We start from the raw sequence: 13,735 nt of genomic DNA, 5'->3' as shown, positions 1-13,735 counted from the left end.
TAAAGATGCCACCTTCGGGTGGCATTCTTCTCTTTCAAAGTCTGTATTATGACTTCTCCAAATATAACAAAGATATGTTCAGCCCCCTGGGTGTCCCTTGCAATCAATGCTGATAAATCATTTTCATTATGCTGTAATACTCTACTTGATATTAACGTAGGAAGCTGGGATGAATTTAGTATTTTGGAAGTATTTCAAAGTGCTGATCTTTCTCATTATAGAAGTCAATTTCTAAAAGGCTCTTACGAGAAAGCGTGCAAAGGGTGCTACGCTGATGAAGAGAGCAACCTTCAAAGTAAGCGCGACGAATACATTAAGAGTTATAGGTTTGAACCTTCTCAACAAGCTTTCGCCTATTCTGATATAAAAAGACTTGAATTGTTTCTAAGCAATAAGTGTAATTTTAACTGTAGAACATGCGGTAGCTTTTTTAGTACCTCTTGGAACAAAGACAATTTAGCTCTATCAAGAGATACATTTATTCATAAACCTCCTACACAAAAACAAATGAAAGAGCTTCTTGAGATTTCTAAAAGCTTAGACTCTATTTATATAGCAGGAGGAGAACCCCTCATATGCCAAGAATTATACCTACTACTTGAATCTTTTGTTAAATTTAATAATGAATGCAATATAACCATTAATACAAACCTATCAACGCTTCAGTTTCAAAGGTTCGACCTTCTAAGCTACATTGAAGAACTGCCGAACTTAAATTTAAATATCTCTTTAGATGGCTTGTATGAAAAAGGTGAATATATTAGAAATGGATTAAACTTTAATCGACTTGAGACGTACTTAGATCAACTATCTACAACGAAAGTTAAAGTATCATTTATAATTACTGTGAGTATTTTAAATATTCTAGATATTGATAAAATAATTCTCTACATTGTAAAAAGTCAGCCTATTCAAAATTTTAGCATCGAAATTAACTTTGTTCAGGACCCTTCTTTTTATAATATTCAAATACTGCCAGACCCTGTAAAGTCGCTAATAATTGCTAGTTTATATTCTAGTATTATTGAATTTAACCTCTCTCCTAAGCTAAAGTACCATTCGTACAAACTACTCTCTATTTGCACTTTCCTAAAAGTAAGTAATAATCTATCTAACCTATCTAGCTTTTATCATGAAGTTTCAAAAATTGATCAGCTTAGAAAACAGAGCTTTGAAACGACCTTCCCAGAACTCTCTGCTACATTAAATTCCTATAAACGAAAAAAGCCAGAGTAGTTCGCTACACTGGCTTTTTTATATATGGGGGAGTTGTATTTATTATTTAGATGCTGGAGCTCTTTCTGTTTGACCAAAAGAAAATCCTCTTTCTTCTGTAATTCTTGCAAATTCTTCTTCAGTTTCTGGCTCTATAATTTCTTCTTCATCTTCGTAGCTTGCTTCTTCATCAATTTCATAAATATTATTACCTTGTGCAGCTCTTGAAAATTCTGCATCATTTTGCTCTTCAACAACTTCAATCTTATCAGAAGTTAAATCTCTCATTTCTTCTTTAGCATATGCTGCTTCTTCTTCAATTCTATTTAACTCATCCATTTTTTCTGCAGTTACAAAGTTTAACATTGCACCTTGAAGTGGACCTGTTGCAAATCTTATTCTATATCCATCTTTTCCGTTGTTAGTAATGATACCTGTTACTTCACCACTATTTGTTTCTCCAGAAAATTGACCTCCGGCCTTAATCTCTGGTGAGTTTATAAAGCTTAGTGGTTGCTCATAGTTCTTTCCAATTCCTACTACAACATTAAACTCTTCAATTCTTCCAGTGCTTACAACAATATTTCCTGAAACAATACTTTCACCTCTAAGAACATTTGGATCTTTAGTTGGGTGAAGTGCTCTTTCTAACATTAAGTCTTGAACTCTTTCTATTACTACGCCTGTAGTATTTTCTTCAGAAACTTCTTCAGTTTCTTCAAATCTTTCTACTCTTGCTACTTCTTGAACTTCTATCTTCTTCACTGCTTCTATAATTTCGTAACCTTTTCCATATTGTCTAAAAAGAGCAATCGTTCTTCCACTCTCATCTAAGTAAGAAACTCTAAGTACCATCGGCTCTTCTTCACCAACTTTAACAAGTGAAGTTCCTACTAATTCAAAATCCATTTCAACTTTGTTTTCTGATTCATTTGCATTGAAAACAACATTACTATTCTCATCTTGAATTCTTCTAATTTCCCACTCACCATCAATAATGCTTGAGTTTAATTTATTTAATGGAAGATACTGAACTGCAGGTCTTTTTGCAGACTCTGAAGCAACATGTCTAACAACCTTTTGATCATCTAGTCTCTTTACAACTTGAACAGTATTCTTGTTCATAAACTCATTTGAGTTAAAGTTGGCATCTCTAACTGCTTTTACTCCAACAAGAACTGAACTAGCTGTTAAGAATCCTGTTAATGTTTTAAGCGTCAGTAGTGACTTCATGATTTTCTCCCTTTTAAACTTACTTATATATAAGCAAGTACCGTGCCAAGCGTCATTGGTTATAAAAGGGGCATTATTACATATAACTGGACTCTAACCGCCTGTAATCATGTAGTCTTAAATTTATGAGATGGATTTAAATAAAAAAGGCCGTCTAGAATTTGGACGGCCTGTATAAAAAGTATATAGATTATTGAACAGCAGATTTATTCAGGCTGAACCTTTGTTCCTTCATAGTCACTATGGCTCACTCTAAATCTCTTAAGAGCAATTACAACAAGGTCATCAACCTTATACCCTGTGTTTTCAGACATTCTTACAAACGCTTCAACAATTTCTTTCTCAACATTAACAGTTAACTCTTTTAATTCACCTTTATTATGCTCTTGTGTCTTCAAACTAGCTCTCCAGTTATATTAAATTTATTTACTTACTACTTTTATAGCCTTCTTTTTCCTAAGAGAAACAAGGCCAGCTGTAACCTCAAAATCATAGAGATCACTATTACTATAAATATCCGATACTAATGAGTATTCCGTCAAGACACTCATTAGTTTAAATTCTGTATCCGTGACATTTGCGCCAGCTGAAACAAAATCACCGTTTAAAACCAACCGCATATCCATAGCAGGCCTTAACGCCTTGGATTCACGGTGTTTTATATATAATGATTGAGAATTGTTCTTAAAATCTTCATAAGCTAAATTAAAGTTCTTATGTTCTTCTAAAACAACCTCAGGCTCCACAATAAACTTAAGTGGAGTGTGATCCATATCGTCGAATAAAGCAAGATATAGTGCCTTTTCACCCTTTAAACCACCGTAACTACAGTCTACGATAAGACCGTCAGAAATTAAAACAATTCCTAAATACTGTCCGCTCGTACGATTAAGGATATTCACCCTTCCCGTAAATCCAAATGTAGTTTGCTCCTCAATGGTTCCAAGTAACGACAATTCTATCTCCTACTTTCCTAAAATCTTAGAAAAGAAACCCTTTTTCTCTTTACCATTCATCTTGCTATCAACTTTTGTTGCAAGATCCATATAGGCCTTCCAAACTGGTCTTCCCTCATGGTCCGATGAAGACATATAAGGAATTCCTGTATCAGAACCTACTCTTAAAGCTATCTCCATTGGAATTTCTCCAAGGAAATCAGAATTTAGCTCAGAACATGCCTTTTTCACGCCACCTTCACCGAAAATGAAGTATTTCTTCTCTAAATTATCATCTGGAACAAAATAGCTCATATTTTCAATCATTCCTAAAATTGGAACATTTACCTTTTCAAACATTTTCATCCCTTTTCTTGTATCTAAAAGGGCCACTTCTTGTGGTGTAGAAACAACTACTGCTGCATCAACCTCTGTTGCTTGAACCATGCTCAATTGCATATCTCCTGTACCTGGAGGAAGATCAATTATTAAATAGTCCAATTCTCCCCAATCTACATCAAAGAGAAATTGATTTAATACACCACCAAGCATTGGTCCACGCCAAATTACAGCATCGTCTTCCTGGATAAATAATCCAAATGAAATGAATTTTAGCCCAAATGACTCAATAGGGAGTATTTTCTTATCCTTATTTGCCTCTGGTTTGGCATTTCTCTTTCCAAGTAACATTGGCATAGAGGGACCGTAGATATCTGCATCTAGGATCCCTACCTTATAACCCTTATTTTTTAGAGACATGGCCATATTTACAGAAACTGTAGATTTACCTACTCCACCTTTACAAGATGATACCGCGAGAACATTTTTAACATTTGGTATACGCTTCTTATTAGCTCCAACTGGTCCATGACCCGTCTTTATAGAAGCTTGCTCCTGCTTTGGTGCAGCTGGTGCAGCTTTCCCTGCAAAAACGTCTTTAGAATCTTTAGAAACTGTCATTATAGTAATATTATCTTCTTCAAAATCTGCTTTTAGAAGTCCGTAAATAGAGTCTTCAATCACTCTTTTTTGAGCTGGTGATATCCCCTCACGATCATACTTAATAAGAACGTTCTTCCCATCAACCTTGACCTCTGTAATTCTCTCTTCCGCACCGAGAGTCATTCCTGTAGCAGGATTTGCAATTGTACGAATTAAATTCTTGATCTTATCACTCATGTATTACCTCTTTATTAGTCTATATATTTATAACTCGAAATAACTTATTCGTTAAGAACAATGATCCAAACTTGACTGAATTACTTGAATAACTTGAATTAATTTATTGGTGGCACTAGGAATAATTCTCTTATATCATGAAGAGTAGAAAGCTCAATCTGTTGAAAGGAATCGACCGAATGTCTGAACCATATAAGAGAAGTATTATACTGATCAATCCAAGATTTCAGATTAAATTCAGTATCTTGGTATGCCTATTTTTGTTTATCTCAAGTGTATTTTATCCACTCACTATTTATGACCTAGTCACTAAGCTTGTAGAGCAGGCCAATGCTACATCTCCAGATATGGCGGCCAAAATGGCTACATATAAAAATAACCTCGTATTTGTTCTTGCACTCTTTCAATTAGGTTTTACTGCAGTAACTTTCATAGCTTGCCTACTGTTTAGCCATAAAATTGCTGGTCCAATATACAAAGCCCAGAAATATCTTGCCGCTATCAGAGATAGGGAAGGAAATGGTAAACTATACTTCAGGCAGGGGGATTACTTCCAAGAGCTGGCTGATGACTTTAATGATACATTTGAAGTCATTCAAGAAGACTATAAGAAAGATATGGTCTACCTAAGCGAAGTTTCCTCATATATTAATAATCTTACGATGGTGGTTCCAGAAGACAAGAAGGTCGTTTTAGATGAGATAAGCTCAAAGCTAAACGAAATTCAAGAAAGATATCATACGATATACTGATAAACGTACAAAAATGACAGGAGGTCATCTTTGTTAAACTTAGCAACGATTGCTACATTCACTTTTATTTCATTTAGCTCATTTGCTGCAACGACAGGTTCGCAAACATTCTCAATCAAAACATCTAAAAATGATGAGAAGTTCGCAAGATCCTTTCAACAGTTCTATAAAAACATTAAGAGAAAAAAACTTAACTACACTTCAATAGCTCTCATGAATAAGAGATTTAAATATAGTGCTGCATTTCAGGAGTACGAACCTCTTGTAAAAACACTAATGAAATTTAAAAAAGCGAAATTAAGTAGCGAAGAATTTCATACAGTGTGCAAGCCCCAAAGCTTTGATTCAGGAAATACTCCAGACTTAGTTAAAAGGTCATATGTTCATTTAGATAGTTATTGTAGATGGAAGTTTCTTAAAAATATTTCAAAGAATAAACGTAGCAAATCTATTTCTTTTAAAAATTTAGATTATTTAAAGTATGCACTACCTTTTTATTTGAAAGAAAAGAATAAAAACAATCTCGCTAGTTATTTATCAAAGATAGATAAAAACTCAAACTTACATAAACTCGTTTCAGAGCTTATGACGGAACAATACTTAGAAAATCAATTAAAACCAAACTCAGATCATTTAAAGTTTATTACAATCAATAATGCTTTAACGAGCTATGTTCAATCTGCTGGACTTAAAGATACTTCAGAAAAGAACTACTTCACGAAAGCCTTCTATGAGATTAGAGCTGATATAAAAGAGTCAATTGCGAGTGAGCAATTTGATCTCGCCTATCAAAGAGGTCATCAACTTGTAAGTTTCTATGACTCTAATAAACAATATATTAATGCTAATAAAGCGTGGTTAAATATTCTAACAACTGGAAAAAACTTTCTCTACAATCAAGAGAATGATAAAGCACGTTTCTTCTTCGAGTACGCCTTAACTATTTCTACTAATGATCAACTTGATGAGTCTATTTTTCAATTACTATGGTCAGACATATTAGTTGGTAAGTATAAAAAAGCAGTAACTACAATTGAAAAGTTTCAGCTAATCAAAAACTATACAAAATATAACTCTAAGGTGAAATTTTGGATTGCCTATACTCTTTATAAAAATGGAGAAAATGAATTATCAAAACATCTTTTTACAACTCTAACCGAGTCCTCTCCTCTAAACTTCTATGCGATTATTTCTTACAAAAAACTTTTAGATATATTTGATGTTGAAGATAAATCGAAGCTACTTGGGAAGTATACAGAGGAAATAAAACCCAAAGTCCCTAAGAATAAAAAGTATTCTAAGAATTTTATCTCTTCTCTTAAGAGACTTTCTCTTTGGCTAGATCTAAATCTAGATGCATTTTCAAATAATGAAATAGCAGAAATCATCTCTCGAGATTCAAATTATGTGTTCCAGGATAAGAGAGTTGCGAGCAAAGTAGAAAATAAAGAACTTAGAAAGTATTTAATTGAGAAGCTTGTTAACCTATTCACTAAAGAAAAGAAGTATCTTCACTCATTTAGGCTTGTTCATAACTCACTTGAAAATGAAGTATTTGAATTAGATGCATTCACTCTCAAAAACTTATTTCCTTTTCAATATCTTCAAAAAATAAAAAAAATTGATAACACAATTGATCCACTCGTTGTTATCTCGCTTATAAGACAAGAGTCTGCTTTTAATCCTAGCGCTAGATCTCATGTTGGGGCCAGAGGATTAATGCAGCTTATGCCTGCAACTGCGAGACAGTACAAAAGAAACGTAAGAACTTCTCATCTCAAAAGACCTGATGTGAATATTAAAATAGGAATTACTTATTTAAAGAAGCTTCTTAAAAAGTACGATGGGAATCTCATCTATACATTATCTGCTTATAACGCTGGTGAGTCTCGTGTTAAACGATGGAAGAAAAATATTTTTATAAATGAAGATCCAATGGTAACAATTGAATCTATACCATTTAGAGAAACTAGAAAGTATGTGAAATTGATTTATAGGAATATATTCTTTTATAATCTACTTTCAAATAAAACTGTCCTCGAAAAATCTCTCGAAGACAGCTTTTATGTAAGTTTAAATACTAAACGTTAAATCTAAAGTGAATAACATCTCCGTCTTTTACGAGATATTCTTTACCTTCAATTCTAAATTTACCTGCTTCTTTGACCTTTTGTTCTGAGCCTAGCTCAAAAAGGTCATCGCAGTGGTAAATCTCTGCCTTGATAAATCCTCTTTCAAAATCTGTATGGATTACACCTGCAGCTTGAGGAGCTTTATCTCCGGCCTTAAAAGTCCAAGCACGTACTTCTTTTTCACCCGCTGTAAAATATGTTCTAAGCCCAAGCATTTCATAGGCTGTCTTAGTTAAACTTTGTAAACCAGATTGCTCAAGTCCAGCAGCTTCTAAGAACTCTTTCTTTTCTTCTACTGTTTCAAGTGATGCGATCTCTGATTCTAACTTACCGCAAATCACACTTACTTCAGCATTATCTTTCGCTGCTAGCTCACGAACACTTTTTACGTAATCATTATCACCATCGACACAGTCTTCATCTACATTACATAGATAAAGAACTTGTTTCATTGTAATTAAATTAAGCTCAGCAACTAATTCTCTTTCGTCATCAGAAAGTTCTAATGCTCTCGCTGCTAATCCCTCTGTAAGGTGAGCTTCTAATTTCTCTAAAACTGGATGCTGTGCTTTTGCCTTACTTGAAATATCTTTATTTTGATTTTTCATAAGCTTAGGAAGGTTACCTAATTTCTTAGTAACAACTTCAGCGTCTGCAAGCGCTAACTCTATATTGATAGTTTCAATGTCATCAATAGGATCAATTCTTCCATGAACATGGACAACATCACCATCATCAAAACATCTTACAACATGAATAATTGCATTCACTTGTCTGATATGACCAAGAAATTGATTTCCTAAACCTTCACCTTTACTAGCACCTTTTACTAAACCTGCAATATCTACAAATTCAACAATTGTTGGAATTGTCTTACTTGGTTTAATTAAAGATGTAATCTGCTCTAATCTAGTATCTGAAACACTTACAATTCCAACATTTGGCTCTATCGTACAAAACGGATAGTTAGCAGCTTCTGCTGGAGCTGATGTTAATGCTTGAAAGATTGTTGATTTACCAACGTTTGGAAGTCCTACGATTCCACAATTTAATGCCATACTTATATCCTCTTAAATTATTTTCTTTTTACTATATGTTCTAGCTGCGCTTTGAAAACCTTTTTCAATATAAGCTTCTACCGCTTTTGCTGCACCTTTTAAATAACTTTCTAAAAACTCACCATCTTCTCCATGATACCCAGAAAGAACCCAATTACTGACAGAGCCATGAACTGGACGTCCAATTCCCACTCTCAACCTTTTGAAGTTTTGTTTCCCAAAACACTGAGCGATAGACTTTAACCCATTATGGCCGGCCAAACCGCCACCATCTTTATATGCAACTGTTCCAAAGTCTAGATCCAATTCATCATGAACCACTAGAATATCTTCTAATGGAATCTTAAAGAAATTTGCTAAGGGTGCTACAGACTCACCACTTAAGTTCATGAAAGTTAAAGGCTTTATGAATATAACCTTTTCACCGTCAATCTCTAATGTAGCCATTTCGCCCTTATATTTATCCTGCCATCTTAAGTCACTGGCAAAAGATAAATTATCAAATATCTGCCAAGCAATATTATGGCGCGTATTTCTATACTCTGAACCTGGATTACCAAGCCCAACAATTAATTTAGTCATCATCTCACCCGATTATATAAATAGAGAACTCACAGAGTCATTGTTAAAAGTTCTGTGAATGGCCTTTGCTAGAATTTCAGCCGTATCTAGTACTTGAATTTTATCTATAGATTCCGCTTCAGGACTAAGGGGTATCGTATCTGTCACTATTATTCTATCTAACTCATCTGCTGCAGATATTCTCTCCAATGCTGGGGTAGAAAAAACAGGATGAGTAGCACAAGCATAAACCTTAAGTGCGCCATTATCTTTAAGTGCTCTACAGGCCTCAATTAAAGTTCCTGCCGTATCAACCATATCATCAATGATAATACACTCTTTGCCTTCTACGTTACCTACAATATTCATTGCTTTAGCTACATTCTTTCCAATACGCCGCTTATCAATCATTGCAATGTCTGCTTTTAATTTCTTAGCATAATGTCGCACTCTTTCAACACCACCAGCGTCTGGAGATATAAAGATTGTATTATCATTGAAAATTTCAGTTCTAATATACTCTAAGAGTACTGGAGAGGCGTAAATATTATCAAATGGAATATTAAAAAAGCCTTGAATTTGGCTCGCATGAAGATCCATTGTAATAACTCTTGTAGCGCCAGCAGCTGTCAAAATATCTGCTATTAACTTGGCAGATATTGGTGTTCTGGGTGATGCTTTACGATCCTGTCTTGAGTAACCATAATGTGGAATAACCGCAGTGATTGAAGCAGCTGATGCTCTCTTTAGCGCATCTATCATTATTAGAAGCTCCATTACATGGTCATTAACTGGAGCACTTGTGGACTGTATAACAAAAACGTCCGCACCGCGGACATTCTTTTCAATTTCACAATATATTTCACCATTAGCAAATCTTACTAATTGTGGGTCTACTAATGGAACATCGAGGAATTGGGAGATCCGAGAAGCAAGCTTCGGGTTTGAAGATCCGGAAACAAGAACGATCCGCTTCATATAAACTCCCATCAAAAAAAAGATGGCTGGGCTGGAAGGGTTCGAACCTTCGCATGTCAGAATCAAAATCTGATGACTTACCACTTGTCGACAGCCCAACATATTTTAGAATTATCAATGAATATACTTATGTACAGCTTATTTGACAAGTCCCTATCTAATCAAATCTCCACTTTTTTCACAGTTTAACTCACCCATTCTTCTTCCACGAGTCAATAAAAACTGCTGAAACACCTTAAATGAAGTAGTACTTCCATAGAGCCTTAGCCCATCCCCACTTCTATTAGAGTCAATCCCTGTCCAAATAACACCTAAATTCCAACCATCGTAGAATACGAACCAATTATCATAGCCATTATTTGAAGTACCTGTTTTTCCAAAAAAATTTAAATCTCTAAGGTTCTTAGATACAATCCTTTTAATTGTTGTCTTTGAAGGGTCTCCCAAAATATAGAGCATAGTATCTTCCCAGGACTTTTTTCCACTTACAACTTCATCACATTCTCTTTTGAGTATCCTTTTATAAACTTCAAATAGTTCATAAGTAGATAACTCTATTGAGCCAAGTAGCTGACTTGGATATTGTGCCAAAGGAACCTGAAGCGAAGGGATATAATCTAGCGCAAGCTTTTCTATTTTATCAAAGCCATAACTATTTGCTAGCCTTACCAGTGGTCTATTCAGAGACTCCTGTAAGGCCCTAGAAACTGTAACATATTCATCATCAACTTTATGAGACTCTCTTGGTGACCATTCTCCAGAGTTAAGCTTTAGAGTAACTTCTTTAGATTCAACTTCATCCGTCCACTTTAGCCCCAAGTATGTCATAAGAGTGTAATAGAAAGGCTTTAGAGCACTACCAACAGAGTTTCTCTCCGTACTAATTGCTTTAATCTTGTCTCTTTCCCACTTGGAATAATATGAGAAGAATTCATTATTTTTTAAGTTACCCATTACTACTTTAATAGCAATATCTTCATCCTTATATTTCTCTTTTAAAGTGCTTAGAACTGAGATTGAAGACTTTACTAAAATATATTGCTCATAAGAGCTAATACCAGTCTCATCTTTTTCTCTAGAAATATAGATAAGAGGCTTATACCTATCTCCAAGAGATCTATTTTTTAAGTCAGTTAGCCATCTCTTCCAGTCCGTATCACTCCATACCTTGTCAGCGCTATCTGAAAATAGATTCATATCTACTAATTTATTAAAAACGACTTTAGATCTTTGCTTCAATCTATCTAACTGAGAAAGGGGGTTATAGTAATAAGGACCCTTTAGGAGTCCTATTAAAATAGCCGCCTCAAAAGGGTCTATCTGGTTCGGTCTTTTTCCAAAGTAAAACAAGGATGCTGAATATAGACCTTTAATTCTTACTCCATTAAAACTTCCCCAGAAAACTTCATTAAAGTACGAGGTTAGTATCTCTTCTTTAGAAAATTTAGTTTCAATATAAATAGCAACAATCATTTCCTTAATCTTTCTCCTAAAAGATTTCTCATTACTATAGAATAAATTCTTAACTAACTGTTGAGTCAGAGTAGAGCCTCCCTGTGCTAGTCTAAGCTCAACAATATCGGTAGCAAGAGCTCTGAAGATAGACTTCAAATCAACTCCAAAGTGATTTAAAAACCTAGAATCTTCAATGCCTATTAATCCTTTCCAAAATACGGAAGGCATCTCCCCAAATTGTAGTCTTCGCTGATAGCAAGCAGACTTCTCACATTCATTGAGAGCAACTTTTGGCAATTCAATTCCATCTTTAGTGAGAAAACCTTTTTGGTATCTACTTACCTTTCCTGTACTTAACAGCAAATCAATATACTCATCAAAGCTAAGTTCACTATCAGTAAAGAGCCAGTAGTCATAAAGGTCTTTTTTATTGATATAAACATCGCTATCAATTGTTGATTTTGATATCTCAATTGATTTACCTTTATCGAACCTATTTATTCTTTCAGCTGGAACTTCACTGATCGTATGAACGACAAAAATTGACGCACCCATCAGGGCCATAATCATTATGATTAATAGTACTAGAATTATTGATTTTATATGACGCGCTATTACCAAAGTATTTCTCTACATTTTTGACTTCATTTCTTCTTTTCATATATTATCATGGGACGTTCAAATACTTAAATTCATTTATTAAGGAGTAACTTGTGTTACGTAAGAAATTTATCTATTTATCAAAATTTGCGGCGCTAGCTGCATTATCAATAAATACAACTCAAGCACTACCAATTGACTGGCATGGTGTTTTTGGTGTTGATACAACTTTAATTAATAACTATAGAAAAATTAAGAATACTACTGATAATAAGCCAATAGCATCAAACATAGGCTCACAAGAAATTGGTGTTGGATCTGGAAATGAAAAAGCATCATTTCAAAGTTATATTTTCAGATTAAACCCACATATCATAGTTAATGATACTGCTAGTTTTAAGGCAGAGCTTACTTCTGGTTATGGAAGAGGTGGACGTCTTGGTGATGATAGCGCAACTGACAAAACAAATGATAACTTTGGAAATGCTCTTTATATTCAAAATAAATCTTCAAGTTCAAAGAGTATTGTAATTAATCAAGCATATATGGAACTCTATTCCGATACGGCCACATATATTATTGGACGTCACTCGACTGACTGGGGTCTTGGTGCCGTTTACAATTCTGGTAAAGGGACGTGGGATAGACATGCTTTCTCAAGAGATGGTGTTACTGCAAAAATTAAAATTGGTAACTTCTTAATTGAACCATACTGGGCAAAGATTGATTCAACAGGATCACTTTCAAGAAATACAAAATCTAGTGAGATCGGAGCAGGTCTACTTTATGATAATGTTGATAGAGATATTGCATTTGGACTTCTATACTCTAAAAAGAATAATAAGCAAGACAATGCAACTGCAGATACGAACACTACAGGAGCATCTAGTGCCTACGCTCTTGGTGAAACTGATGTAAAAGTAACTGATATCTACTTCAAAAAAATCTTTGGTAACTTCAAGTTAGAATTAGAGGTACCAATCGTTAGTGGTCAACTTGGAAAAGTTTATAATTCTGAATCGACAAAGGTAAATTCAAAGTCTTTCATCTTTGAAACAGAGTATAAGGTTAGTGACTCATGGACTATCGCATTTGATTTTGGTTCTATAAGTGGTCATACTGGTTCTACAGCTGGTTATGAAGCAATGTATCTTAACCCTAACTACCAAGTAGCTAATCTTCTTTTTAGATATAACCTACAAGCAATTGGAAACACTTCTTACAATCTTTATGACTCTTATATGACAAACGCTACTTATGCGAAAATTGCTGGTGAGTACAAGTCTGACAAATGGTCATGGGTTGCAGCAATGATTTGGGCCAAGGCAAATGAAACAGCCAAGCTAGGGGAAAGTGCATACAACCATACGAACAACAAAGTCTTCACTGCGAATGATACTCAAGCAGATGACCTTGGAATGGAAATTGACTTAAACTTTGATTACCACTGGAATAGTGCTGTTAAAGTTGGTGGATCTCTTGGTTACTTATTTGCTGGAGACTACTTCTCATTTACAAATGATCCAACAAATAAGAACACTGCAGATAACTCTTTTGCTTTACAGCTAAACTCTTCAATCGAATTCTAAAAAGTTTGCATTTATAAAAACAAAAAAGCTCCGAAAGGAGCTTTTTTT

Annotated in this window: 12 protein-coding genes and 1 tRNA gene; 4 read left to right on the top strand and 9 right to left on the bottom strand. The window is 34.5% G+C overall.

The window, feature by feature from the left end; all coding sequences use genetic code 11:
- The first annotated feature begins 48 nt into the window (after nucleotides 1-48).
- Nucleotides 49-1,236, top strand: a complete 1,188-nt coding sequence (locus ABX784_RS03400; protein WP_372652570.1) for a twitch domain-containing radical SAM protein — start codon at nucleotides 49-51, stop codon at nucleotides 1,234-1,236.
- A gap of 42 nt (nucleotides 1,237-1,278) precedes the next feature.
- On the opposite strand, the gene ABX784_RS03395 is transcribed toward ABX784_RS03400, so the two are convergent.
- The 4 genes from ABX784_RS03395 to ABX784_RS03380 form a co-directional block, all read right to left on the bottom strand.
- Nucleotides 1,279-2,448: a hypothetical protein gene (locus tag ABX784_RS03395; RefSeq protein ID WP_372652563.1), complete on the bottom strand. Its 1,170-nt coding sequence runs from the start codon at nucleotides 2,446-2,448 to the stop codon at nucleotides 1,279-1,281.
- A 206-nt stretch (nucleotides 2,449-2,654) separates the two neighbouring features.
- A complete protein-coding gene (locus tag ABX784_RS03390) occupies nucleotides 2,655-2,846 on the bottom strand; it encodes a hypothetical protein (RefSeq protein ID WP_372652561.1) in 192 nt (63 codons plus the stop codon).
- A 24-nt stretch (nucleotides 2,847-2,870) separates the two neighbouring features.
- Nucleotides 2,871-3,404: a hypothetical protein gene (locus ABX784_RS03385; RefSeq protein ID WP_372652559.1), complete on the bottom strand. Its 534-nt coding sequence runs from the start codon at nucleotides 3,402-3,404 to the stop codon at nucleotides 2,871-2,873.
- 9 nt (nucleotides 3,405-3,413) lie between these two features.
- The gene (locus tag ABX784_RS03380; RefSeq protein WP_372652557.1) at nucleotides 3,414-4,562 is read right to left on the bottom strand and encodes an Mrp/NBP35 family ATP-binding protein; all 1,149 of its coding nucleotides are present in this window, start codon (nucleotides 4,560-4,562) and stop codon (nucleotides 3,414-3,416) included.
- A 179-nt stretch (nucleotides 4,563-4,741) separates the two neighbouring features.
- Between ABX784_RS03380 and ABX784_RS03375 the strand changes: the two genes are divergently transcribed.
- Nucleotides 4,742-5,314, top strand: coding sequence for a hypothetical protein (locus tag ABX784_RS03375; protein ID WP_372652555.1), 573 nt, complete (start codon nucleotides 4,742-4,744; stop codon nucleotides 5,312-5,314).
- Between the two features lie 30 nt (nucleotides 5,315-5,344).
- On the top strand, nucleotides 5,345-7,405 hold the full coding sequence (locus ABX784_RS03370; protein ID WP_372652553.1) for a lytic transglycosylase domain-containing protein: 2,061 nt from the start codon (nucleotides 5,345-5,347) through the stop codon (nucleotides 7,403-7,405).
- Here the strand turns inward: ABX784_RS03370 and ychF are convergent.
- The 5 genes from ychF to ABX784_RS03345 form a co-directional block, all read right to left on the bottom strand.
- The gene (ychF, locus tag ABX784_RS03365) at nucleotides 7,395-8,504 is read right to left on the bottom strand and encodes a redox-regulated ATPase YchF (protein ID WP_372652551.1); all 1,110 of its coding nucleotides are present in this window, start codon (nucleotides 8,502-8,504) and stop codon (nucleotides 7,395-7,397) included. The two genes, ABX784_RS03370 and ychF, sit on opposite strands and share 11 nt — an antisense overlap.
- Before the next feature lie 12 nt (nucleotides 8,505-8,516).
- Nucleotides 8,517-9,086, bottom strand: a complete 570-nt coding sequence (gene pth / locus ABX784_RS03360; RefSeq protein WP_372652548.1) for an aminoacyl-tRNA hydrolase — start codon at nucleotides 9,084-9,086, stop codon at nucleotides 8,517-8,519.
- Between the two features lie 12 nt (nucleotides 9,087-9,098).
- Complete coding sequence (locus ABX784_RS03355) at nucleotides 9,099-10,043, bottom strand: ribose-phosphate diphosphokinase (protein ID WP_372652546.1); 945 nt, start codon at nucleotides 10,041-10,043, stop codon at nucleotides 9,099-9,101.
- Nucleotides 10,044-10,066: 23 nt separating this feature from the next.
- A tRNA-Gln gene (locus ABX784_RS03350) sits at nucleotides 10,067-10,141 on the bottom strand.
- Between the two features lie 55 nt (nucleotides 10,142-10,196).
- Nucleotides 10,197-12,068, bottom strand: a complete 1,872-nt coding sequence (locus ABX784_RS03345; protein WP_372652544.1) for a transglycosylase domain-containing protein — start codon at nucleotides 12,066-12,068, stop codon at nucleotides 10,197-10,199.
- Between the two features lie 143 nt (nucleotides 12,069-12,211).
- Between ABX784_RS03345 and ABX784_RS03340 the strand changes: the two genes are divergently transcribed.
- Nucleotides 12,212-13,687: a hypothetical protein gene (locus ABX784_RS03340; protein ID WP_372652542.1), complete on the top strand. Its 1,476-nt coding sequence runs from the start codon at nucleotides 12,212-12,214 to the stop codon at nucleotides 13,685-13,687.
- Nucleotides 13,688-13,735 lie beyond the last annotated feature (48 nt).

Origin of the sequence: Halobacteriovorax sp. (genome assembly GCF_041587335.1) — a bacterium.
GTDB lineage: Bacteria > Bdellovibrionota > Bacteriovoracia > Bacteriovoracales > Bacteriovoracaceae > Halobacteriovorax.
The sequence above is the reverse complement of the archived record's forward strand: the minus strand, read 5'-3'. Positions and strand labels throughout refer to the sequence as shown.